General features: G+C 72.3%; 14 protein-coding genes. 10 read left to right on the top strand and 4 right to left on the bottom strand.

Annotation, left to right across the window (positions count from 1 at the left end; genetic code table 11):
- Window positions 1-239: 239 nt before the first annotated feature.
- Window positions 240-2,447, bottom strand: coding sequence for a (Fe-S)-binding protein (locus tag ACFQBR_RS19790; protein ID WP_267947650.1), 2,208 nt, complete (start codon window positions 2,445-2,447; stop codon window positions 240-242).
- A gap of 681 nt (window positions 2,448-3,128) precedes the next feature.
- On the opposite strand from ACFQBR_RS19790, the gene dnaK reads away from it, so the two are divergent.
- From dnaK to ACFQBR_RS19755, 7 genes are all read left to right on the top strand, one after another.
- The gene (gene dnaK / locus ACFQBR_RS19785) at window positions 3,129-4,985 is read left to right on the top strand and encodes a molecular chaperone DnaK (RefSeq protein WP_267947649.1); all 1,857 of its coding nucleotides are present in this window, start codon (window positions 3,129-3,131) and stop codon (window positions 4,983-4,985) included.
- A 37-nt stretch (window positions 4,986-5,022) separates the two neighbouring features.
- The gene (gene grpE, locus ACFQBR_RS19780; protein ID WP_267947648.1) at window positions 5,023-5,793 is read left to right on the top strand and encodes a nucleotide exchange factor GrpE; all 771 of its coding nucleotides are present in this window, start codon (window positions 5,023-5,025) and stop codon (window positions 5,791-5,793) included.
- A gap of 139 nt (window positions 5,794-5,932) precedes the next feature.
- Entirely contained in the window at window positions 5,933-7,099 is a 1,167-nt protein-coding gene (gene dnaJ, locus ACFQBR_RS19775) for a molecular chaperone DnaJ (protein ID WP_267947647.1), read from the top strand.
- Entirely contained in the window at window positions 7,096-7,704 is a 609-nt protein-coding gene (locus ACFQBR_RS19770; RefSeq protein ID WP_378554056.1) for a heat shock protein transcriptional repressor HspR, read from the top strand. Before dnaJ ends, ACFQBR_RS19770 begins: the two co-directional genes overlap by 4 nt.
- 84 nt (window positions 7,705-7,788) lie before the next feature.
- On the top strand, window positions 7,789-10,401 hold the full coding sequence (clpB, locus tag ACFQBR_RS19765; protein WP_344182898.1) for an ATP-dependent chaperone ClpB: 2,613 nt from the start codon (window positions 7,789-7,791) through the stop codon (window positions 10,399-10,401).
- A gap of 447 nt (window positions 10,402-10,848) precedes the next feature.
- The gene (locus ACFQBR_RS19760; RefSeq protein WP_344182896.1) at window positions 10,849-11,265 is read left to right on the top strand and encodes a spore-associated protein A; all 417 of its coding nucleotides are present in this window, start codon (window positions 10,849-10,851) and stop codon (window positions 11,263-11,265) included.
- A gap of 243 nt (window positions 11,266-11,508) precedes the next feature.
- Window positions 11,509-12,957 (top strand): AfsR/SARP family transcriptional regulator, encoded by a 1,449-nt coding sequence (locus ACFQBR_RS19755; protein ID WP_344182894.1) that lies wholly within the window; start codon window positions 11,509-11,511, stop codon window positions 12,955-12,957.
- A 61-nt stretch (window positions 12,958-13,018) separates the two neighbouring features.
- On the opposite strand, the gene ACFQBR_RS19750 is transcribed toward ACFQBR_RS19755, so the two are convergent.
- From ACFQBR_RS19750 to ACFQBR_RS19740, 3 genes are all read right to left on the bottom strand, one after another.
- Complete coding sequence (locus tag ACFQBR_RS19750; RefSeq protein ID WP_267947643.1) at window positions 13,019-14,005, bottom strand: NAD-dependent epimerase/dehydratase family protein; 987 nt, start codon at window positions 14,003-14,005, stop codon at window positions 13,019-13,021.
- Between the two features lie 171 nt (window positions 14,006-14,176).
- Entirely contained in the window at window positions 14,177-15,439 is a 1,263-nt protein-coding gene (locus tag ACFQBR_RS19745) for an RNA polymerase sigma factor (RefSeq protein WP_267947642.1), read from the bottom strand.
- A gap of 55 nt (window positions 15,440-15,494) precedes the next feature.
- Window positions 15,495-15,920, bottom strand: coding sequence for a YciI family protein (locus tag ACFQBR_RS19740; protein ID WP_267947641.1), 426 nt, complete (start codon window positions 15,918-15,920; stop codon window positions 15,495-15,497).
- A 396-nt stretch (window positions 15,921-16,316) separates the two neighbouring features.
- Here ACFQBR_RS19740 and ACFQBR_RS19735 point away from each other — a divergent pair, with 396 nt between their 5' ends.
- From ACFQBR_RS19735 to ACFQBR_RS19725, 3 genes are all read left to right on the top strand, one after another.
- The gene (locus tag ACFQBR_RS19735; RefSeq protein ID WP_344182891.1) at window positions 16,317-17,003 is read left to right on the top strand and encodes a DUF1449 domain-containing protein; all 687 of its coding nucleotides are present in this window, start codon (window positions 16,317-16,319) and stop codon (window positions 17,001-17,003) included.
- Window positions 17,004-17,199: 196 nt separating this feature from the next.
- A complete protein-coding gene (locus tag ACFQBR_RS19730; RefSeq protein ID WP_267947639.1) occupies window positions 17,200-19,245 on the top strand; it encodes a flotillin family protein in 2,046 nt (681 codons plus the stop codon).
- A gap of 11 nt (window positions 19,246-19,256) precedes the next feature.
- Window positions 19,257-24,281 carry a DNA repair ATPase gene (locus ACFQBR_RS19725; RefSeq protein ID WP_344182889.1) on the top strand — a complete coding sequence of 1,675 codons (5,025 nt, stop codon included), beginning with the start codon at window positions 19,257-19,259 and terminating at the stop codon, window positions 24,279-24,281.
- Window positions 24,282-24,399 lie beyond the last annotated feature (118 nt).

The raw sequence follows: 24,399 nt of genomic DNA, 5'->3' as shown, positions 1-24,399 counted from the left end.
CCGCCGGGCGGCCCCGGGCACGGGGCGCCCTCCCCGCCGCCGGACGGCCCCGCCCCTGCCGCGACCCGCACCCGGCATGCACACCCCGTCATGGCGTCCGCACTGCCCGGCGCCGCTCCGCGCGGGCTCCGTGGGCGTCGGGGAACGCCGGAGGGGCCGGGCTCCGGTCGCGAGAACCCCCCGCGACCCGGGCCCGGCCCCTCCCCGCCCCCGCCGACGGCGGGCGCGCGTGCCGACGGTCAGGCGTCGGCGGCCTCGGCCTCCTTGGGCGCCTCGCCCCGGACCGAGCGCAGGAGCAGCTGGGAGACGTCCACGACCTCCAGCGTCTCCTTGGCCTCGCCCTGCGACTTCTTCTCGTTGATCGCGTCGCCGAGCATGACCTGGCAGAACGGGCAGGCGGTGGAGACGGTGTCGGGGTTGGTGGTCAGCGCCTCGTCCACCCGCTCGGTGTTGATGCGCTTGCCGATCCGCTCCTCCATCCACATGCGGGCGCCGCCCGCGCCGCAGCAGAAGCCCCGCTCCTTGTGGCGGTGCATCTCCTGGGTCTTGACCCCGGGCACCTGGGCCATGATGTCGCGCGGCGGCGTGTACACCTTGTTGTGGCGGCCCAGGAAGCAGGGGTCGTGGTAGGTGATGTTCTCGTCCACGGAGTTGACCGGGGTGAGCTGCCCCTCCTCCACCAGCTTGGCCAGCAGCTGGCTGTGGTGGACGACCTCGTAGGTTCCGCCGAGCTGCGGGTACTCGTTGGCGAGGGTGTTGAAGCAGTGGGGGCAGCTGGCCACGATCTTCGTGACGCCGGCGTCGTTGAGCGTCTCCACGTTCTGCTGCGCGAGCATCTGGAAGACGTACTCCATGCCCAGGCGGCGGGCGGGGTCGCCGGTGCAGGCCTCCATGCCGCCCAGGACGGCGAACTTGACGCCCGCGATGTCCAGCAGTTCGGCGATGGCCTTGGTGGTCTTCTTCGCCCGGTCCTCCAGCGCCCCGGCGCAGCCGACCCAGAACAGGTACTCGGTGCCCTCGGGCAGCTTGTCCTCGACGACCTGGACCTCGACCGGGTTCTCCTGGGAGGCCAGCTCGGCGATCCAGTCCATGCGCCGGTCCTCGGCCATGCCCCAGGGGTTGCCCTTGTTCTCCAGGTTCTTGAGGAGCGTGTTGGCCTCGGACGGGAAGTTGGACTCGACCATGACCTGGTAGCGGCGCATGTCGAGGATGTGGTCGATGTGCTCGATGTCGACCGGGCACTGCTCGACGCAGGCGCCGCAGTTGGTGCAGGCCCACAGCTCGTCGGGGTGGATGACGCCGCCCTCCTCCTCGGTGCCGACCAGCGGCTTGTTGAGGAGTGCGAGGACGTCCACGCCCGCGTGGCTCTCGTCGGGCTTCTCGGCGAGGGTCTCCTCGGTGATGCCCTGGAGGAGGTACGGGGCCTTCTCGTACGCGTGCCGCTGGAGGTCGAGGATGACCTTCTTGGGCGAGAGGGGCTTGCCGGTGTTCCAGGCGGGGCACTGCGACTGGCAGCGGCCGCACTCGGTGCAGCTGCTGAAGTCGAGGAGGCCCTTCCAGGTGAAGTCCTCGATCTTGCCCGCGCCGAACGGGTCCTCGTCCGGGTCGGCCTCCTCGAAGTCGAGGGGCTTGGTGCCGGACCTGTCCATCATCTGCTTGGCGGCGCCGAGGGTCGGCTTCCCGTCGGCGTTGCGCTTGAAGTAGATGTTGACCGGCGCGATGAAGCGGTGCCAGCCCACGCCCATGGTGAGCTTGAGCGCCAGCACGACGAAGAACGCGTAGCTGATGATCAGCTTGAACGCGGCGACCAGGGCGATGCCCGGGTCGGCGATGCCCGGGTCGCCGGGCAGGAGCGCGCCCACGGCGTGGGAGATCGGGGTCGCCCAGACCGGGAACGGGAAGGTGTCGGAGGCGACCTTGAAGCCGCGGATCACGAAGATCGCGAACAGCAGGCCGATGATGTAGGCCTCGACGTAGTAGCCGGTCCACTGCTTGGAGTTCATGAAGCGGGACGCGCGGCCGATCCGCGCGGGGCGGTTGACGAACCGGTAGGCGGTCAGGCCCAGGATGCCGACGAGGCTGGTCCCGGCGATGAACTCGATCGCCAGGCCGTAGATCGTCCAGTCGGCGATGACCGGCAGCGTGAAGTGGGGGTCGAAGACCTCGCCCTGCGCCTCCACGACCGTGAAGGCGAGAAGGGGGAAGGAGACCATCACGAACCAGTGCGCGACGCCGATCCACGGCCGCTTGAGCATGCGCCCGTGCCCGAGGATCTCGATGACCGTCATGGTGAACCGTTGTCCGAACGGCCCCTTGCGCTCGGGCTCCACCGCACGGCCCACACCCACGGTTCGCACGATCTGGCGGACGGCCAGAGCGAACATGGTGAACGCGACCACGGCGAAGACCGAGGTGATGATGCCCAGCGTCAAGTACAGAGGATGCATCGTCCGTGGCCTCCCATCCTGCTTCTCGTCGACCGGTGCGCCACACACCGGCGGTCGGAACTTATGTTACTAGCGGGTAATCGCGCGCCCGCCACCGGATCGCCCCGCCGCCGGGCGCGGACCCGGCGGGCGCCCCTTCCGGCGCGGACCGGGGCTGCGGCGCCCGCCCGCGCCGAGGCCCGCGGGCGCCGACGCAACAGAACCACGGGCGTGCGTCCGGGACGACCCCGGACACACCGCGCCTCCCCCTATATGTAGCGGACCGCGGACACCGGCGGGCGCCCCGGGCATCGGTGGGACCACCGGGGATCTCCCCCGATCCCAGATTGGGCCACAGCGGGGGCGGGGGCAACCGGGAACCCGCGGCTGTGGACGGCCGGGCCGGACGCCCCGCCCCCGGCGGGGAACCGCACCCCCGCCCCCGCCGCCCGGAGCCGCCGGGGTTACCCCCGGACGCCCCTGACCTCCCCTGGTTTCCAGGTCAAGGATGTCCCCGAGTTGTCCCGGGGTTCCCCCATCTTCCTCGTGGGGAGTGCCCAGGTCGGGAACATCCCGGCTTGTCCGGCCGTTGTCAGGGCGTAGGAACCAACTTGAGTCTGGTCGACTCAACTGACTTGACAGCCCTCGCTCGACGAAGCAAACTTACGCCTGAACGACTCAACTTTGACGGAGGAAGCAACCATGGCTCGTGCGGTCGGAATCGACCTCGGTACGACGAACTCGTGTGTCGCGGTCCTGGAGGGCGGCGAGCCGACGGTCATCGCCAACGCCGAGGGCTCCCGTACCACCCCGTCCGTCGTCGCCTTCGCCAAGAACGGCGAGGTCCTCGTCGGCGAGGTCGCCAAGCGCCAGGCGGTCACCAACGTCGACCGCACCATCCGCTCGGTCAAGCGCCACATCGGCACCGACTGGACGGTGAAGATCGACGACAAGACCTTCAACCCCCAGCAGATCAGCGCCTTCGTGCTCCAAAAGCTCAAGCGCGACGCCGAGGCCTACCTCGGCGAGGACGTGACCGACGCGGTCATCACCGTCCCCGCCTACTTCAGCGACTCCCAGCGCCAGGCCACCAAGGAGGCCGGCACGATCGCGGGCCTCAACGTCCTGCGCATCATCAACGAGCCGACCTCGGCCGCCCTCGCCTACCACCTGGAGAAGGAGGAGGAGGCGACCATCCTGGTGTACGACCTGGGCGGCGGCACCTTCGACGTCTCCCTGCTGGAGGTGGGCGACGGCGTCGTGGAGGTCAAGGCGACCAACGGCGACAACCACCTCGGCGGCGACGACTGGGACCAGGCGATCGTCAACTGGCTGGTCGAGCGCTTCAAGAACTCCAACGGCGTGGACCTGTCCAAGGACAAGATGGCCCTGCAGCGCCTGCGCGAGGCCGCTGAGAAGGCCAAGATCGAGCTGTCCAGCTCCAGCGAGTCGGGCATCAACCTGCCCTACATCACGGCCTCGGCCGAGGGCCCGCTGCACCTGGACGAGAAGCTCTCCCGCGCCGAGTTCCAGCGCCTGACCTCCGACCTGGTCGAGCGGACCAAGACGCCGTTCCAGCAGGTCATCAAGGACGCGGGGATCAGTGTCGACCAGATCGACCACGTGGTCCTGGTGGGCGGCTCGACCCGTATGCCCGCCATCGCCGACCTGGTCAAGGAGATGACCGGCGGCAAGGAGCCCAACAAGGGCGTCAACCCGGACGAGGTCGTGGCGATCGGCGCCGCGCTCCAGGCCGGCGTGCTCAAGGGCGAGGTCAAGGACGTCCTGCTCCTGGACGTGACCCCGCTGTCGCTGGGCATCGAGACCAAGGGCGGGGTGTTCACCAAGCTCATCGAGCGCAACACCACCATCCCCACCAAGCGCTCCGAGATCTTCACGACGGCCGACGACAACCAGCCGTCCGTGCAGATCCAGGTCTACCAGGGTGAGCGCGACATCGCCCAGTACAACAAGAAGCTGGGCGTCTTCGACCTGACCGGTCTGCCCCCGGCGCCGCGCGGCGTCCCGCAGATCGAGGTCGCCTTCGACATCGACGCCAACGGCATCGTCAGCGTCACCGCGAAGGACCTGGGCACCGGCCGCGAGCAGTCCGTCACCATCTCCGGCGGCTCCGCGATGTCCAAGGACGACATCGACAAGATGGTCCGCGACGCCGAGCAGTACGCGGAGGAGGACCGCAAGCGCCGCGAGGAGGCCGAGGTCCGCAACAACGCCGAGTCCCTCGTCTACCAGACCGAGAAGGTCATCAAGGACAACGAGGACAAGATCCCGGCGGACGTGCGCTCCGAGACCGAGGCCGCGGTGGCCGAGCTGAAGACCGCACTCGAGGGCACCGACGTCGAGGCCATCCGCTCCGCGAGCGAGAAGGTCGCGCTGGCCAGCCAGAAGATCGGTTCCGCGATCTACAGCCAGGGCCAGCAGGGCGGCGCCGAGGGCGACGCCGGCGCTTCGGCCTCCGACTCCGCCGACGACACCGACGTCGTGGACGCCGAGATCGTCGACGAGGACAACGGCAAGGGCAACCAGCAGCAGTCCTGAGCCCCAGGTCGAGTCGAGGAAGGAGGGCACGCCGGACATGGCACCGTCGGACAACAACACGAACAACTCCGACACCGGTGACGGTGAGGAGAAGCAGGGCCCGGTGATCCGCGACAACCGCCGGATCGACCCCGAGACCGGTGAGGTCCGCGAGCCCAAGGGGGCCACCGCCCCCGAGGAGCCCGCCGCCGCGCCGGACGACTCCGACGAGGACGTCGTCGAGGCCGAGCTGGAGGACTTCCCCGAGATTCCGGACACTCCGGAATCCGTGGTCACGGACGCGATCAACGCGGACGAGCGGGTCATCGAGCTGACCAACGACATCAAGCGCGTGCAGGCGGAGTACTCCAACTACCGCAAGCGCGTCGAGCGCGACCGCGTCGCGGTCCGCGAGACGGCGACCGCCCAGGTCCTCGGCGAACTCCTGCCGATCCTGGACGACATCGGCCGGGCGCGGGACCACGACGAGCTCAACGGCGGGTTCAAGGCGGTGGGCGAGGCCCTGGAGGCCTCCGTCACCAAGCTGGGCCTGGAGCGCTACGCGGACCAGGGCGACGAGTTCGACCCGAACATCCACGAGGCGCTCACCCTGGTGCCGGTCCCCAACATCTCCGTACAGTCGGTGATCGAGGTGTTCCAGCCCGGGTACCGCATCGGCGAGAGGATCCTCCGTCCGGCCCGCGTGGTCGTCGGGGACCCGGTCGACGGCGGCGAGGCCCCGGCCGGCGCCGCCGAGGACGGCGGGACCCCCGGAGCGGACGAGGCCGACACCGCGGCCGAGTCCGGTGGCGAGGAGAACAGCAAGTAGCGGGCACGCCCGTGACCTCCGGCCGTGACCGCCGCTCTCGCGGAGGTCACGGCCGGAGTCGGACCCCGGCCCGCCACGGGCCGGGGTCACGTGGAACCATCGGACGCAACCGGCACCAGCGGGGAGAAGGCACCAGTCGATGAGCACCAAGGACTACCTGGAGAAGGACTACTACAAGGTCCTCGGAGTCTCAAAGACCGCCTCGAAGGACGAGATCAAGCAGTCCTACCGCAAGCTGGCCCGGGAGAGCCACCCCGACGCGAACACCGACGACCCCAAGGCGGAGGACCGCTTCAAGGAGGTCTCCGAGGCGTACAACGTCCTGTCGGACGACAAGCGCCGCAAGGAGTACGACGAGGCGAGATCGCTGTTCGGGGGGTCGTACCGCCCGGGCGGCGGCACCGGGCCGGGCGGGTTCGACATGGGCGACCTGTTCGGCCAGGGCACCTCCGGGGGCGGTGGCGGCGCGGGCGGTGAGCGCCTGAGCGACATCTTCGGCGGCCTGTTCGGCAACCGCGGCCGGGGCGGCGGGGCGACGCGCAGCCGGCGCGGCGCGGACGTCGAGACCGAGACCACGCTGACCTTCCGCGAGGCGGCCGACGGGGTCACGCGCTCCTTCCAGCTGACCAGCGAGGAGGCGTGTCCCACCTGCAAGGGCACGGGCGCCAAGCTCGGCACGGCCCCGCGGATGTGCCCGAAGTGCTCCGGCACCGGGCACGAGAACACCAACCTGGGCGGCTTCTCGCTGTCCGAGCCGTGCAGCGAGTGCAAGGGCCGCGGCCTGGTCGTGGACGACCCCTGCGCCACCTGCAACGGCAGCGGGCGCGGCAAGAGCACCCGCACCATCCAGACCCGTATCCCGGGCGGGGTGACCGAGGGCCAGCGGATCAGGATCAAGGGCAAGGGCGCGCCGGGTGAGAACGGCGGTCCGGCGGGTGACCTCTACGTCGTCGTCCACGTGAAGGAGCACCCGGTGTTCGGCAGGAGCGGCGACAACGTGACGATCACCGTGCCCGTGAGCTTCCCCGAGGCGGTGCTCGGCGCGGAGGTCCGCATCCCGACGCTCAACGGCTTCCCGGTGACCGTGAAGGTCCCGCCGGGCACGCAGAACGGTCACAAGCTGCGGGTGCGCGGCAAGGGCGCGACCCGCAAGGACGGCACCGCGGGCGACATGCTCGTCACGATCGAGGTGGCGGTGCCGAAGACGCTCAGCGGGGACGCGCGCGAGGCCCTGGAGAAGTTCCGCGCCGCGACGTCCGACTACGACCCGCGTGACGGACTCGAGGCGCGGGCGAAGGGTGCGTGAACGACGTGAACGACTCCTTCGGCGCTGACGCCCCGGTCTACGTGATCTCGGTGGCCGCCGAACTCGCGGGGATGCACCCGCAGACCCTGAGGCAGTACGACCGGCTGGGGATCGTCTCCCCCGGCCGGGCGTCCGGCCGGGGGCGCCGCTACTCCATGCGCGACGTGCAGACGCTGCGCGAGGTGCAGCGGCTGTCCCAGGAGGAGGGCATCAACCTCGCCGGGATCAAGCGGATCCTCGAACTGCAGCACGAGGTCGAGCAGCTGCGCGAGCAGATCTTCCATGTGGCGAACGAGCTGGAGGCGGCCCGGCGGGCGGTGTCCAGGCGCGGCAGGCCCGCCCGCCCCGAGCCGGGGCCCGCGGTCCGCGGCGAGCTGGTGCGCCGGACCCGTGTGACCATCTTCAACACCGCCGAGCCCTTCGGGGCCGCCGGGGGCGACGAGGAGCCCCGCGACGCGGGGCCGGGCTCCCCCGACCGGCCGGGCGCTCCGGGCCGGGGCGCCGCCGGACCGGGGGTCCCCGGGCAGGGCGGTCCCGGGCAGGAGGGCCCGCAGCGCGGGACCGGCGGCACCGAGAGGGGCCGCACGGAGAACGGGCGGGACTGAGGGACGTCCGCCCCACCGCGGGGGCCGAGGCCGGCCACTGATCATTACTTTGAGTGACATTAGTTTTTCTAGGAGTCACCGGACATGAACTACAAGCTCACCCAGAAGAGCCAGGAGGCTCTGTCGGTGGCCATCCGCCGCGCCACCACGGACGGCAGCCCCCAGACCGAGCCCGCGCACCTGCTGGCGGCCCTCCTCGACCAGCCCGAGGGGATCACCCGTCCGCTGCTCAAGGAGGTCGGCGCCAACCCCGACACCCTCAAGGACAAGGTCGAGGCCGCCATCGGCGCCCTGCCCAGGGCCGCGGGGTCCACGGTCAGCTCGCCCAGTTCGTCGCGCCAGCTGATCGTCTCCATCAACACGGCGGCGCAGCGCGCCCAGCAGATGGAGGACGAGTACGTCTCCACCGAGCACCTGCTGGTGGGGCTCGCCACCGACGGCGGCGAGGCCGCACGGCTGCTCACCGAGGCGGGGGCGACCCCCGACACGCTCCTGGAGGCGTTCGAGCGGGTGCGCGGGACGGGGAAGATCACCACCGAGAACCCCGAGGACACCTACAAGGCGCTGGAGAAGTTCGGCGTCGACCTCACCGAGCGCGCCCGCGAGGGCAAGGTCGACCCGGTCATCGGACGCGACGGGGAGATCCGCCGGGTCGTCCAGGTGCTCAGCCGCCGCACCAAGAACAACCCCGTGCTCATCGGTGAGCCCGGCGTCGGCAAGACCGCCGTCGTCGAGGGGCTCGCCCAGCGCATCGTGGCCGGGGACGTGCCGCAGTCGCTGGTCGGCAAGCGCCTGGTCAGCCTGGACCTGTCCGCGATGGTGGCGGGCGCCAAGTACCGGGGCGAGTTCGAGGAGCGGCTCAAGTCGGTGCTCTCCGAGATCAAGGCGTCCGAGGGCCGGGTCATCACCTTCATCGACGAGCTGCACACCATGGTCGGCGCGGGCGCCGCCGAGGGCGCCATGGACGCGGGCAACATGCTCAAGCCCATGCTGGCGCGCGGGGAGCTGCGCATGGTCGGCGCGACCACCCTGGACGAGTACAGGGAGAAGATCGAGAAGGACCCCGCACTCGAACGCCGGTTCCAGCAGGTCATGGTGGGCGAGCCGTCGGCGGCGGACACGATCGCGATCCTGCGCGGGCTCAAGGGCCGCTACGAGGCCCACCACAAGGTCCAGATCGCCGACGCGGCGCTGGTGGCCGCCGCGACCCTGTCCGACCGCTACATCACCGCCCGCTTCCTGCCGGACAAGGCCATCGACCTCATCGACGAGGCCGCGTCCCGGCTGCGCATGGAGATCGACTCCAGCCCGGTGGAGATCGACGAGCTCAAGCGCACCGTCGACCGCCTGAAGATGGAGGAGATGGCACTGGAGAAGGAGTCGGACCCGGCCAGCGTGCAGCGGCTGGAGCGGCTCCGCTCCGACCTCGCCGACACCCAGGAGCAGCTCAACGGCCTCGTGGCGCGGTGGGAGCAGGAGAAGGCCGGGCTCAACCGGCTCGGAGAGCTCAAGGGCCAGCTGGACGACCTGCGCACGCGCGCCGAGCTGGCGCAGCGCGAGGGCGACTTCGGCGAGGCCTCCCGGCTCATGTACGGGGACATCCCGCAGCTGGAGAAGCAGGTCGAGGAGGCGTCCAAGGCCGAGGAGAGCGCGGCGCCCCAGGGCGGCGACACCATGGTCAAGGACGAGGTCGGCGCCGACGAGGTCGCTGACGTGGTGTCCGCGTGGACCGGCATCCCCGTCGGGCGGCTGCTGGAGGGCGAGACCTCCAAGCTGCTGCGCATGGAGGACGAGCTGGGATCGCGGATCATCGGCCAGCGGGACGCCGTCACGGCGGTGTCGGACGCGGTGCGCCGGGCGCGGGCGGGGATCTCCGACCCGGACCGGCCGACGGGTTCGTTCCTGTTCCTCGGGCCGACGGGCGTGGGCAAGACCGAGCTGGCCAAGGCGCTGGCGGAGTTCCTGTTCGACGACGAGCGCGCGATCGTGCGCATCGACATGAGCGAGTACTCCGAGAAGCACTCCGTGTCGCGCCTGGTGGGCGCGCCCCCCGGATACGTGGGGTACGAGGAGGGCGGCCAGCTGACCGAGGCGGTGCGCCGCCGCCCGTACACGGTCGTGCTGCTGGACGAGGTGGAGAAGGGGCACCCGGAGGTGTTCGACACCCTGCTCCAGGTGCTGGACGACGGCCGCCTGACCGACGGGCAGGGCCGCCAGGTCGACTTCCGCAACACGATCCTCATCCTCACCTCCAACCTGGGGTCGCCGTTCCTGGTGGACCAGTCGCTGGAGGAGTCGGTGCGCCGGGACCGCGTCATGGACGTGGTGCGGGCGACCTTCAAGCCGGAGTTCCTGAACCGGCTGGACGACGTGATCATGTTCGACGCCCTGTCCACGGCCGACCTGACGCGGATCGTGGACCTGCAGGTGGACAAGCTGGCCGGGCGCCTGGCCGACCGGCGGTTCGGCCTGGACGTCACACCGGGCGCGCGGGAGTGGCTGGCGCTGACGGGCTACGACCCGAACTACGGCGCGCGTCCGCTGCGCCGCCTGGTGCAGTCCACCATCGGCGACCCCCTGGCGCGTGAACTGCTGTCGGGCTCCCTGTCCGAGGGCGACACGGCGGTCGTGGACGTGGACGACGTCTCGGACAAGCTGCGGGTGACCGTGCGCGGGGGCGACGCTCCCGCGGCCTGACCGGCCCCCGCGCGCGGGGGCCGCGGGGCCCGGCCGGGACGGGCACGGAGCGCAGGCGGTGGGGGCCGCCCCCGGTCGGGGACGGCCCCCACCGTGTGGCGGACGCCCCGGAAGGGGCGGGCGTCCGCCCCCGGGCCGGGACACACCGCAGCCCCTCTGCCCACCGGGCGGCGAACCACCGGACGATGCGTGATCGTGGAAGGCGCAGTTGTCCATGTCGTACGGCACCGACGACATCCGTTCGAGCGAGGGCTCGGCCGGTCCGAAGCCGGGCTGCCCGCCTCCCCCGGTCTCCGGGCGGGACGCAAGCAGGGGTGAAGCCGACACGAAGCGGCCTCTGTCAGCCTCTCCCCGCACCCGCACCACGAAGGGCGCCCCGGTGACGGGACCGACCGGGGCGGTCCGGCACTCCGCGTATCCGCTCGGGCCCACGATGGGACACGAATCATGAGGAAGCTCCTCCGCAAGACCGCCTCCGCCGCAGCCGCCCTGGGCCTCGCGGCGACCGGCCTGCTCGCCACGGCCGCGCCCGCCGCGGCGGCCACCTACGGGGGCGAGTGCGGCAGCGGCTACTCCGTGGTCAACTCGGCCGCCGTCGGGACCAAGGGCACGGTCTTCCTGACCTACAACAACTCCAACGGCCGCAACTGCGTGGTGACCAAGCGCAACGCCGCGGGGTCGGCCGTCCTCATCGAGGCGGGTCTGTCGATCAGCCCGGCGGGCAACCACTGGGACGTGTACGAGGGCGACTACTTCACCAGCTACGCGGGCCCGATCTACCTGAACGCGGCCGGGCGGTGCGTGGACTGGATGGGCCGCATCAGCGGCACCGAGGGCGGCAAGCGCGGCACGAACTGCGGCTGACCCCGTTCGGGCGGCCCGCGCGCCGGGCCGCCCGGCTCCGCCGGATCACTCCCGTACCGGTTTCACTCCGGCGGTGAGCACAGCCGTCCTACGACCGAAACCCGATGACGCAGGTCAACATCCGGCGTATTCCGGACCTGTCACACGCAGGCGCGACGATCTGTGGACCGGACCGCACAGCGTGTCATATGCTCCGCCACGGCCGTGCGGCGCAGGGGTCGCCGCGGGGCGAGGGGGCGCGGGGTGCAGACCAACCTGTCAGTGATCCGGTACCGGCTGCTCGGCTCGGTCGAGGCCCATTCCGGGGGGCGGCGCGTCGCACTCGGCGGCCCCAAGCGCAGAACCGTCCTCGCGGCACTGCTCCTGCGGCCGAACACGGTGGTCGCCGACGACAGGCTCGTCGACCTCGTCTGGGGGGACGACCCGCCGCGCAGCGCCCGGCCCCAGCTCCAGGTGCACATCCACGAACTGCGCAAGCGCCTGGGCCCCGCGACGATCGTCCGGCACAGCTACGGCTACCAGCTGCTGGCGGCCCCCGGGGCCACCGACGCGGAGGAGTTCCGGCGGCTCGTCGCCCTGGCCCGGGTCCACCGGTCCGAGGGGCGCCGCGACGAGGCCGCCCGGACCCTGCGCTCGGCGATGGCGCTGTGGACCGGCCCGGCCCTCGGCGGGGTCACCGCGCCACTGGAGGAGAAGGCGCGCCCCGCCCTGGAGGAGTCGCGGCTGTACGCCCTGGAGGAGCTGTACGGGGTGGAGGTCGAACGCGGACGGGGCTCCTCCGCCGTACCCGAACTGCGCACCCTCTGCTCCGAGCACCCGACCCGGGAGAGCTTGGTCGCCCTGCTCATGTCCGCCCTGCACTCGTGCGGGCGCACCGGCGAGGCGCTGGAGGCGTACGCCTCGCTGCGCGACCTGTTCGCCCGGGAGATGGGGATCGCCCCGGGCGCACAGCTCCAGCGGCTCCACCTGGGGCTCCTGAGTCCGGAGCGGGAGGAGGGGCCGGCACGCCGCAGGCCGTCGGTCCGCCCGGCGGAGCTCCCCCACGCCGTCCGCGGGTTCGTGGCGCGGGACCGGGAGCTCGCCGTCCTCGACGCCGGACGGGAGGGGCGGGCCTCCCTGTTCCTCGTCACGGGGGTCGCGGGCGTCGGCAAGACCGCGCTGGCCCTGCACTGGGGCCACACCGCGCGGGAGGACTTCCCCGACGGACAGCTATACCTGGACCTGCGCGGATCCGCGTGCGGCGAGGCTCCGACGCAACCCGACGACGCCCTGCGCCAGCTGCTGCGCAGCCTCGGCGCCGACACGCGCGACCTGCCGGCCGACGCCCCGGGGCTCGCCAAGCTGTTCCGCTCGATGACGGCCGACCGGCGGCTGCTGATCCTGCTGGACGACGCCGCGTCGGCGGAGCAGGTCGTCCCGCTCCTCCCGGGCGGCCCGGACAGCACGGTCCTGGTGACCGGCCGCCGCGACCTCCCCGACCTGGTGGCGCTGTTCGGCGCGGTCCGGATCCGGCTCGACGTGCTGTCGGAGGAGTCCTCCGTCGAGCTGTTCCGGTTCGTCGCCGGGGACGCCGGGCCGGCCTCCGGCCCCTCGGCCGCCCCGGCGATCGCGGGCGACTGCGGCGGCCTCCCCCTGGCGCTGCGGATGGCCGCCGCCACCATGGGCGCCGCGGGCCCTCCCCGGCCGGTCTGACCGGCGGGCACGCCGCCCCGCCGCTCCCGACGGGCACGCCGCCCTGCCCGCGCCGCGCGGATCACCCGGCGGCGAGCACGCGTGCCTCGACCTCCGGGTCCAGCCCCGGGCTCGGGCGGTCCGTGCGCTGCGGGGCCTCGCCTCCGACGGACAACAGCCACTCCCAGGTGTCGGTGACGGTCTCGGCCACCGGGCGGCAGCGCAGACCGGCCGCGACCGCCCTGGCGACGCCGGCGCCGTGCAGCGCCTCGTGCATCTCGCCCGGCGGCAGCCAGACCGGCAGGTCCGTCCACGGCCGGATGCCCGCTTCCGCGACGACATCCGGGTCGGTCCAGCGGAACTCCGCGTCGGAGCCCGTGGCGGCGGCGCAGGCGGTCAGCAGCCCCTCCATGGTGGTGTGCCCCGGCGGGCTCACCAGGTTGTACGGGCCGCCCAGGCCCTTCTCGGCCGCGTCGAGGGTCCACGCGGCGAGGTCGCGCGCGTCCACGTACTGCAGGGGCAGGTCGCGCGGGCCGGGGGCCAGGACCGGACCGCCGCGGGCGACGCGGTTCAGCCACCAGGGCAGGCGGCCGACGTTCTCGTGCGGGCCGAGGACGAGTCCCGCCCGCACGGACAGGGCCCGGTCCCCGAAGGCCCGCTCCGCGGCCAGCTCCCCGCCCCGCTTGTCGTTCGCGTAGTCGGTGGCGCCCGCGTCCGGAGCCCCCTCCACCACCGGCCAGTCCTCGTCGGAGCCCGCCGGTGAGGGGTAGGTGTAGACGGAGCGGCTGGAGACGTAGGCGTAGTGCCCGGCACGGTCCGCGAGGAGGTTCGCCGCGGCGGCCACGGCGCTCGGCGCCGCCGACCAGGTGTCGACGACGGCGTCCCACTCCCCCGTCCCCAGTTCCGCGAGCCCGCCCTCCGCCAGCCGGTCGCCGTGCAGCACGGTGGCACCCTCCGGCGCCGGCCGGGTCCCCCGGTGGAACACGGTGGTGTCCCACCCGCGTCCCAGCGCGTCCTCCACGACGGCTCGTCCCACGAACTCGGTACCGCCCAGTACGAGAAGTCTCATGGGGAGGATTCTGGCGTCCCGCGCCCCGGCACGCCAGAGGTGACTGCTCTCGGCAGAACCGCACGTGACCGGACGCGCCGGCGTTGCCCGGGGCACGCCGCACGGTTCGGCCCGGCCCCCGGCTCAGCCCGGGTCACCGGCCGCGGGGAGGGCCCGGCCCGGGCGCCGCGGTCAGCCCGCGCAGGAGACGGCGCGACCGCGGAGGTGGTCGCGCTCGCGCTCGTTGAGGGTGAGGTCCGCCGCGCGCTCGAACTCCTCCCGCGCCTCGTCCGGACGCCTGAGGCGCAGCAGCAGGTCGCCCCGCACGGCGGCCAGGAGGTGGTAGCCGTCCAGGACCCCGGCCTCGCTCAGGGAGTCCACGATGTCCAGCGCCGGCCCCGGCCCGTCCGCCATGGACACCGCGACGGCGCGGTTCAGTTCGACCACCGGGGACCGGGTGACCGCGGCCAGCTCCGCGTACAGCCCCGCGATCCCGGCCCAGTCGGTGTCCTCCACGGCCGCGGCCTGGGCGTGCTTGGCCGCGATGGCCGCCTGGAGCGCGTAGGGGCCGCGCGGTTCGGCCGGGTCGGCGGAGAGCGCGTGCCTCAGCGCCCGGAACCCCCGCAGGACGAGCCTGCGGTCCCAGCGGGTGCGGTCCTGCTCGGCGAGCGGGACGGGCTCGCCGCCCGGCCCGACACGGGCCCGGAACCGCGAGGCGTGCAGTTCCATCAGCGCGACCAGGCCGTGCACCTCGCGCTCCCCCGGCAGCAGCGCGGTGAGCACCCTTCCCAGGCGCATGGCCTCGTCGCACAGCTCGGGGCGTATCCAGTCACCGCCGGAGGTCGCGGCGTAGCCCTCGTTGAACACCAGGTAGACGACCTCCAGGACGGAGGCGAGCCGGGCGTCGCGGTCCGCCCCGACCGGTACCTCGAAGGGCACCTGCCTGGCGGCGAGCGTGCGCTTGGCGCGCACGACGCGTTGGGCGACGGTGGACTCCGGCACCAGGAAGGCGCGGGCGACCTCCTCCGTGGTGAGCCCGCCGAGCAGGCGGAGGGTGAGCGCGACCCTCGCCTCGGTGGACAGCACGGGGTGGCAGCACACGAACATCAACTTGAGGAGGTCGTCGCCGTAGTCCTCCTCCAGGACGGCGTCGAACTCGGCCTGTCCGTCGTGCCCGGCGATGTCGCGGCCCAGGTCGGCCATCCGCTTCTGGAAGCGCTCGTCCCGCCGCCAGCGGTCGAGCATCCGCCGCTTGGCCACGGTGGTCAACCACGCGCCGGGGTTGTCGGGAACCCCCTCGTCGGGCCACTTCTCCAAGGCGCTGACCAGGGCGTCCTGGGCGAACTCCTCGGCGAGGCCGACGTCGCCGACCATGCGGGTGAGCGCGGCGACGAGGCGGGCCGACTCGATGCGCCAGACCGCCTCGACCGCGCGGGTTGCGTCGGTGTGGCTCACGGACCAATGACAGCACCATGAGCCACACCACCGCAAGCCCGGACGAACCGGCCCCTCAGGCCTCGTGCTCGTTGTGGGCGCGCATCTGGCGCTCGCGCTCCTTGAGCTCCTCGGGCATCTCGTCGCCGAAGTCGTCTGTCCCCATGATGCGCCGCAGCACCAGGCTCATCTCGCCGGTGTCGCCGTGCGGGCAGCGCCTGGCCCACTCCACGGCCTCCTCGTGCGAGGACACCTGGAGGATCCAGTAGCCGGCGATGAACTCCTTGGCCTCCGCGAAGGGGCCGTCCGTGACGTTCGTCCGGCCGTCGGAGAAGGTGACCCGGGTCGCCTCCTCGGAGGGGGCCAGGCCGTCGCCGGCGAGGAGGACGCCGGCCTTGACCAGCTCCTCGTTGTAGTCGGCCATCGCCTGGAACATCTCCGGCGTCATCTCCGTGTCGGCCTCGGCCTGCGGGTCGGACATGATCGACATCATGTAGCGCATGGTGTTCGCCTCCCGTGCGGCGGAGGAGCCTCTCTCCCCCGCTCTCGTCTACACGTCGAACGGAACGGCGGGGGATCGACACGGCGGCCGAACTTTTCTCCGACTTTTTTCGGGGAGTCCCGCCCGGGCCGCCGCCCCGGTCTCGTCGATCCGCCTCACCAGGCCTTACTACCCGGAACGGCGGGGATGACCGCGGAATCCGCGACCGCTCGCCGCGCACGGGACGGCCCGCCTCCGGACGGGCCGCCGCCCGCCCCGCGGCCGGGGGCGCCCTCCCCCGCCCCCTGGCCACAACCGGTCATACCGGTGACCGCCCCGGAGCCCGACCTGGGCCGTTCGGTAGAGTTCCGGCACGGTCGCGCCGGGCGGCGGTCGCGGAGCGAGGGGGCGGTTCGGGTGGGCTTGTTCTTGGACACCGCCCTCGGGTTCCCGACGGTGCTGCTCACCCCCGCGCTGGTCGTCGTCGCGGGCTACTGGCTGTTCGTCGCGGTCGGCGCCGCCGACCTGGACCTCCTCGACGGCGTGGACGCCGACGGCGACGCCGTGGGCCTGAGCGCCTTCATGGGCAGGGTCGGGCTGGGAGGAACGGCGCCGAAGGCGTCCGTCGAGGGCGGCGGACGACGGCCGGGCGTCCCGGTCACGGTCGCGCTCACCGCGCTCGTCTGCGTCGCCTGGTTCGTGAGCATGATCGGAGGCATCATGACCAACCTCCTGGACACCGCGTCCACCCCCCTCCTGCTGGTGCTCGGCGCCGTGGTCCTGCTGCTCGCGCTCGTCGCCGCGTGGGCGGTCACCAGCGGACTGGTCATGTCACTCCAGCGGTTCCTCCCCCGGCGCACCGAGGATTCCAAGCACGAACTGGTCGGGCGCACCTGTGTGATCCGCATCGGCGACGCGGACGAGTCCTTCGGCCGGGCCGAGATCACCACCGCGGGCGGGGCGTCCATCTCCATCCCGGTGCGCACCACCGGCGGCGAGGTCCTGCCGCTGGGCAGCACGGCCCTGATCTTCGACCACAGCCCCGAGGGCGACGTCTTCCTCGTCACGCACTTCGACGCCGCGCTGGACCCCGACCGGCCCTGAGCCCCCGGCCCCGGGGCCCCGCCTTTCCCGGGCGGGCCCCTCCCGAACGGGGCGGGCCGGTCGGAACGGAACCGTTTCGGATGGGCCCGCGTCCCATGTGTACGAGCGTCCCTCCCCGGGGCGGCCACCCGCAGCCGTCCCGTCCCCCCGAAACGCTCGCCTCCCCCGTACGCCACTCGCGGAAAGAGTCCCCCACGTGTTGCTGAGTGCTACCACGAACGGCCAGGAGGCGGCGGACGCGGCCTTCCTCACCGTCGGTGTCGCCGTGGCCGTCGGCCTGGTCGTCCTCCTCGCCCTGCTGCTGATGGTCACGCGCCTCTTCCGCAAGGTCGAGCAGGGCAAGGCCCTGATCATCTCCAAGGTGAGGGACGTCCACGTCACCTTCACCGGAGCGATCGTCCTCCCGGTCCTGCACAAGGCCGAGATCATGGACATCTCCCTCAAGACGCTGACCCTCGACCGGCGTGGGCGGGAGGGTCTCACCTGCAAGGACAACATCCGCGCGGACATCAAGGTGTACTTCTACGTCCGGGTCAACGAGACCGCCGAGGACGTCAAGAAGGTCGCCAAGTCGATCGGCACCGCGCGCGCCAGCGACCAGGACACGCTCCAGGAGCTGTTCAACTCCAAGTTCTCCGAGGCCCTCAAGACCGTCGGCAAGCAGTTCGACTTCGAGGAGCTGTTCACCCACCGTGAGCAGTTCCGCCACGCGATCGTCTCCCTGATCGGCACCGACCTCAACGGCTACAGCCTGGAGGACGTCGCCATCGACGAGCTGGAGCAGACGCCGCTGCACCAGCACGACAGCAACAACATCCTCGACGCGCAGGGCATCTCGAAGATCACGGAGCGCACCGCCAAGGAGCACAAGCGCACCAACGAGTTCGAGAACGACCGCAAGAAGGAACTCGACCGGCAGAACACCGAGACCGCCGAGACCCTCGCCGAGCTGGAGAAGCGCCGCGAGGAGGCGGCCGCGAAGGCCAAGCGCGAGATCGAGATCATCCGCGCCCGCGAGGAGGCGGAGACCGCCCGCGTGCAGGCCGAGGAGCGCCTGAAGGCCGAGACGGCGAACATCCGCACCTACGAGGCGCTGGGCGTCCAGACCCAGAACCAGCAGCGCGAGATCGCGGTCGCCGAGAAGAACCGAGAGCGCGTCATCGCCATCGAGAGCGAGCGCATCGAGAAGGACCGCATGCTGGAGGTCATCGGGCGCGAGCGCGAGACCGAGCTGAGCCGCATCTCCAAGGACAAGGAGGTCGAGGCCGAGCGCCGCGAGGTCGCCGAGGTCGTCCGCGAGCGGATCGCCGTGGACCGCACCGTGGCCGAGCAGGAGGAGGCCATCAAGCGCCTGCGGGCCGTCGAGGAGGCGGAGCGCCAGCGCCAGGCCGTCATCATCCACGCCGAGGCCGAGGCCCAGGAGAACCTGGTCAAGGACATCAAGGCCGCCGAGGCCGCGGAGGCCGCCTCCAAGCACCGCGCCGCCGAGGAGCTCACCCTCGCCGAGGCCCGCCAGCAGGCCGCCGAGCTGGACACCCGCGCCAAGATCCGCCTGGCCGAGGGCACGCAGGCCGAGGCCGCCGCCGCGGGCCTGGCCGAGGTGCAGGTCCGCCACCAGGACGCCGAGGCCATCGAGAAGGTCGGCCGCGCCGAGGCCGTCGTGGCCCGCGAGAAGGCCCGTGTCGAGGCCGAGGCCGTCGAGCAGAAGCTGCGCGCCGAGGCCGCCGGCCTCACCGACAAGGCCGAGGCCATGGCGGCCCTGGACCAGGTCAGCCGCGAGCACGAGGAGTACCGCCTGCGCCTGGAGGCCGAGAAGGAGGTGCGCCTGGCGGGGATCAACGTCCAGCGCGAGGTCGCCGAGGCACAGGCCACCGTCCTGGCCACCGGTCTGGAGAACGCCGACATCAACATCGTCGGCGGCGACGGGGCGTTCTTCGACCGCATGGTCGGGGCCATCGGCCTGGGCAGGTCGGTCGACGGGTTCGTCAACAACTCCGAGACGGTGCAGGCCCTGGGCTCGGGCTGGCTCAACGGCGAGGGCGACTTCGGCGGGTCGATCCGCAAGGTGCTGTCCTCGGTCGACACCGAGGACGTCAAGAACCTCACCGTGTCCGCTCTGCTGCTCAAGCTGATCAGCGCCGGCGGTCCGCAGACCGACAAGCTCAACGGCCTGCTCGGCACCGCCCGCTCCCTCGGGGTGGACCACCTGCCCGCGGCCGCCCTCGCCGGCGCCGAGCGGTGAGGCAGCCCTCCGTGGCCGAGGCCGGAACCCAGGAGAAGGAAGGCGCCGGGCCGGACGCCGCCGACGCGCAGTCGCTGGACGCGGGCGCCTACGAGGTGCTCCGCGCCCGGCTGCGCGAGCAGTCCGGCGAGCTGGCCCGGCGGACCGAGGAGCTGAACGCCCGCCGGCTGGAGGTGTTCGGCGGCACCGAGATGACGCTCCTCGGCACCGAGCGCATCCGCACCGAGCACAACTGCGTGCCCCGGGACATCGTCAGCGTGGGCGGCTCCGCCGGCTCGGGCGCCGACGACGTGATCCTGTTCGGCTACAACGTCTTCATCGGCATGCAGCGGGAGACGCACGTCTCCGACGTCTTCTCGCTGCACCGGTACGAGCACGGCGGCGACGGGTTCACGTTCGCCGACGCCGCCGGGGACGCCGTTCCCGGGCTGCTCCCCGACGAGGCGTTCCGGCAGGACTTCGCGAAGCTCTACCGCTACTACCGCGACGCCCGCCTGCTCCAGCTGCGCCGGATCGAGGACCGGCTGCTGGCCGTGTTCCAGACCGGTCCGCGCACCGAGGACGTGCGCGTGCTGCGGTGGTCGGTGGAGCCCACGGGTGGGATCGCCTACCTCGACGACCGCGGCGAACGCGACCACGTGTTCCCGCCGTCGCACGACTTCACGTGGGTGGAGACCACACGCGAGGACCACGTGCAGGGCCGCCACCCGCACATCTCCGTCCTCGACGAGCTGTTCGTCGAGACCGTGGGCGGCGACCTCACCATCAAGGTCGAGAACAACACCGAGGTCGGCGAGGGCGTCTACAGCGAGCCGGTGGACGAACCGCTCCAGAGCCTGGCCGACGCCTCCGTGTCGTACGCGAGGGTGGGCGCGCTGATCCTGCTGCGCGTCCTCCCGTACAACGAGACCGCGTGGCGCCACCTGGTCTTCAACACCCGCACCAAGGAGGTGGAGCGCCTCGACGGCATCGGCCAGGCGTGCCAGCGGCTGCCCGACGACCAGGGGCTGATCTTCCCCGGCGGCTACTACCTCGCCACCGGTGCGGCGCGGACGTTCGACACCGACGTCACCGACCTGGAGTTCGAGCGCGTGGTGCGCTCGCCCAACGGCGAGGACGTGCTGTACGTCTTCCACTCCCGCGCGGACGGCCGCAGCCTCCTGCTGCCGTACAACACCATCCGCAAGGAGGTCGCCAACCCCGTCGTCTGCCACGGGTACTCGCTGTTCGACGACGGCACCATGACGGTGTTCAGGAGCGACTCGGGCGAGCCGACCCGGGTGCATCCGATGCAGGTGTGGCAGACCCCGTACGTGTCCGACGTGTACGCGGCGGCGCAGCCGGCGGGGACCGGCCCCCTGGAGCGGATCGGCAACGCCGAGCTGGTGAGGGGTGTGTCCGAGGCCCTGTCGGTGGCGCGGATGACCACCGACATGCGCCCCTCCACGGAGGTCTTCGAGGCGCTCATCGCCGCGTGCCGCCGGGCGCTCGACCGGTTCCACTGGCTGGGCGAGGAGGAGCTGGGCGACCTGGCGACGCCGCTGGCGGAGGTGCAGGACACCGCCCGGCGGGTGCTGGAGGAGTTCGAGACCGTCCAGGCGCTCACCCGCCAGGCGGCCGAGGCGCTGGCGGGGGCCGAGGACCGGGCGGCCGCGCTCGTCCGCACGGCCCGGGGCGAGGCCCCGCGGTCGGCCGAGGGGTGGGTGGCGCTGCTGACCGGGCTGCGCCGCGCCCAGGGGCAGGCGGCCACGCTGCGCGAGACGCGGTACGCGGACACCGCCCGCCTCGACGCCCTGGACGGCAGGATCGGCGAGGAGATCACGGCGGTCGGCCGCCGGACGGTCGCGTTCCTGGAGCAGGACGACGCGTTCGCCGGGTACCACTCCGAGGTGGACCGGCTGGTCGCGGACGCCGAGACCATCGACGCGGTCAGCGCGGCCACGGCCGTCGGCGAGCGCATCGCCGAGCAGACCGAGGGACTCCAGGTCGTCACCGAGGTCGTCGGCTCCCTGGACATCGGCGACGCCAAGGTGCGCACCCGCATCCTGGAGCGGGTGAGCGAGGTGCTGGCCGGGATCAACCGGGCGCGCGCCACGCTGGAGGCCCGGCGCACCGAACTGCTGGCCCTGGAGGGGCGGGCGGAGTTCGCGGCCGAGTTCGCCCTGCTGGGACAGGCCGTCACGGGCGCGCTGGCGGCGGCGGACTCCCCCGAGCGGTGCGACGAGCAGCTGGGGCGCATCATGCTCCAGCTGGAGAACCTGGAGTCGCGGTTCGCGGAGTTCGACGACTTCCTCGGGGAGCTGTCGGACAAGCGCGAGGACGTGTACGAGGCGTTCTCCACCCGCAAGCAGTCGCTGGTGGACGAGCGGGCGCGGCGGGCCGACCGCCTGGCGTCGTCGGCCGCCCGCGTACTGGAGGGGGTGAACCGCAGGGTCGCGACACTGGCGACCCTGGAGGACGTCAACACCTACTTCGCGTCGGACGCGATGGTGGCGCGGCTGCGCCGCACCTCCGAGGAGATGCGCGCGCTCGGGGACACCGTGCGCGCGGAGGAGCTGGACGGCCGGATCGCGGCCGCCCGGCAAGAGGCCGGCAGGACCCTCCGGGACCGCACCGACCTGTACGAGCGCGGCGCGGGCGGGGAGACGATCCGGCTGGGCAGGCACCGCTTCGCGGTGAACACCCAGCCGATCGACCTGACGCTCGCCCCGCACGGCGGTGGGATGTCGGTGGCGATCACGGGCACGGACTTCCGGGAGCCCGTCACCGACGAGGCCTTCGGGCGGACCCGGCGCCTGTGGGACCGGCTGCTGGTCTCCGAGAGCCCGGAGGTGTACCGGGCCGAGTTCCTGGCGACGTCGATCCTGGCCGCCGCCGAGGAGGGCGCGGACGGGCTGTCGCTGGAGCGGCTGCGCGAGGCCGAGCTGGACGCGGACGGGGCCGGCCTGGCGGGGCTGGTGCGCGAGGCCGCCGAGGCCCGGTACGACGAGGGCTACGAGCGGGGCGTGCACGACCACGACGCCGCGAAGGTGCTGTCCGCCCTGCTGCGGCTCCGCGCGGGCGCCGGACTGCTCCGGTACCCGGGCGCGGCACGGGCCGCGGCGCAGTTGTTCTGGGCGTTCGGGGCCGGGAAGGACAGGCGGTCGGCGTGGGCGGTGCGGGCCGCGTCGCTGGCCCGCGCCCGCTCGGTGTTCGGGGCGCGGCGGTCGGCGGCGATCGACGGGCTGCGCACGGAGCTGGCGGGGGCCGTGGACGCCTTCCTGACCGACAGCGGGCTGCACCAGGACGCCGACCTGGAACTGGTGGGCGAGTACCTGTTCGAGGAGCTCGCGGCGGACTCCCCCGCCGAACGCGGGTTCGTGTCGGGCGCGGGCGCGCGGAGGCTGCTCGACCGGTTCCACCGGACCCTGGGCAGCACCCGGGAGACCACGCGGGCGGCGTTCGCGGAGGACCTGCGCAAGCTCGACGGCGACCTGGCCGCCCGGCACCAGCTGGTGTCGGCGTGGCTGGAGGCGTTCGCGGGCACCCTGGACGGGGTGGACCCGGGCGACCTCCCCGAGGCGGCGGCGATCGAGCTGACCGGGTCCGGCGCGGACCGGTACGAGTCGTCGGCCGCCGTGGCCGAGACGGTCGGCGGGATCCTGGGGGCCCACCCGCGCGTGCGCGAGCGGTCCCTGGAGGTGCGGTTGGACGAGATCCTGCCGCGCACCCGCCGGTTCCGGCTGGAGGAGGTGCCCGCGTACCGGGACTTCCAGCGGCGCCGCAACGAGCTGGTGGCCGCGGAGCGCGAGCGCCTGCGCCTGGAGGAGTACCGGCCGAAGGTGATGAGCGGGTTCGTCCGCAACCGCCTGCTGGACGAGTCGTACCTGCCGCTCATCGGCGACAACCTGGCCAAGCAGCTGGGCGCGGCCGGTGACGACAAGCGCACGGACCAGAGCGGCCTGCTGCTCCTCATCTCGCCCCCCGGGTACGGCAAGACCACGCTCATGGAGTACGTGGCGAGCCGTCTGGGGCTGGTGTTCGTGAAGGTGAACGGGCCCGCCCTGGGGCACGCGGTGACGTCGCTCGACCCGGCGGAGGCGCCCGACGCCACGTCGCGGCAGGAGGTCGAGAAGATCTCGTTCGCCCTGGAGATGGGCGGCAACACCATGCTGTACCTGGACGACATCCAGCACACGAACCCGGAGCTGCTCCAGAAGTTCATCTCGCTGTGCGACGGCCAGAGGCGCATGGAGGGCGTGTGGAACGGGCGTACCCGGACCTACGACCTGCGCGGCAAGCGGTTCGCGGTCTGCATGTCCGGCAACCCCTACACCGAGCAGGGCAAGCGGTTCCGGATCCCGGACATGCTGGCCAACCGCGCCGACGTGTACAACCTGGGCGACGTGCTGTCGGGCAAGGAGGAGCTGTTCTCGCTGAGCTACATCGAGAACGCGCTCACCTCCAACCCCACCCTGGCGCCGCTGTCCACCCGCGAGCGGGAGGACGTGTACCGGTTCGTGCGGATGGCGCAGGGCGACGACTCGGTGGGCACGGACCAGCTCGCGCACCCGTACTCGGCGGTCGAGGTGGACCGGATCGTGTCGGTCCTGCGCAAACTGCTGCGGGTGCAGGAGGTGGTGATGGCCAACAACCGGGCCTACATCGCGTCGGCGGCGCAGTCCGAGGACGCGCGCACCGAGCCGCCGTTCCGGTTGCAGGGGTCGTACCGGAACATGAACCGGCTCGCGGAGAAGATCGTGCCGGTCATGAACGACGCCGAGGTGGAGGCCGTCATCGACGACCACTACCTGGGCGAGGCGCAGACGCTCACGTCGGACGCCGAGGCCAACCTGCTGAAACTGGCGGAGCTGCGCGGGGTGATGACCCCCGGGCAGAGGGCCCGCTGGGCCGAGGTCAAGGAGGGGTACCGCCGGGGACGCGCGCTGGGCGGAGCTGACGACGATCCGCTGACCAGGGCGATCGGCGCGATGGGGCTGCTCGCCGACCGGGTCGGCGAGATCGGCGCCGCCATCGACCGCGGCCGCGAGGGGTAGCGCGGCGGTCGGTCGGGCGACCGGCCCTTCCGCGCGGCGCCGGAGGATCCCGGCGGGGTCCCCCGCCGTTGCGGGGGTTGTGGGGCGGCTGCGGGGAATGTAGTTTTCCTTCCACTTT

Source organism: Nocardiopsis tropica (assembly GCF_042660575.1).
Taxonomy (GTDB): domain Bacteria; phylum Actinomycetota; class Actinomycetes; order Streptosporangiales; family Streptosporangiaceae; genus Nocardiopsis; species Nocardiopsis tropica.
This window is presented reverse-complemented; position numbering and strand designations above follow the sequence as displayed.

Bases quoted from the DNA above. Each gene is read 5' to 3' on its own strand.
- ACFQBR_RS19790 (WP_267947650.1), bottom strand. From the start codon at position 2,447: ATGCATCCTCTGTACTTGACGCTGGGCATCATCACCTCGGTCTTCGCC.
- dnaK (WP_267947649.1), top strand. From the start codon at position 3,129: ATGGCTCGTGCGGTCGGAATCGACCTCGGTACGACGAACTCGTGTGTC.
- grpE (WP_267947648.1), top strand. From the start codon at position 5,023: ATGGCACCGTCGGACAACAACACGAACAACTCCGACACCGGTGACGGT.
- dnaJ (WP_267947647.1), top strand. From the start codon at position 5,933: ATGAGCACCAAGGACTACCTGGAGAAGGACTACTACAAGGTCCTCGGA.
- clpB (WP_344182898.1), top strand. From the start codon at position 7,789: ATGAACTACAAGCTCACCCAGAAGAGCCAGGAGGCTCTGTCGGTGGCC.
- ACFQBR_RS19760 (WP_344182896.1), top strand. From the start codon at position 10,849: ATGAGGAAGCTCCTCCGCAAGACCGCCTCCGCCGCAGCCGCCCTGGGC.
- ACFQBR_RS19750 (WP_267947643.1), bottom strand. From the start codon at position 14,005: ATGAGACTTCTCGTACTGGGCGGTACCGAGTTCGTGGGACGAGCCGTC.
- ACFQBR_RS19740 (WP_267947641.1), bottom strand. From the start codon at position 15,920: ATGCGCTACATGATGTCGATCATGTCCGACCCGCAGGCCGAGGCCGAC.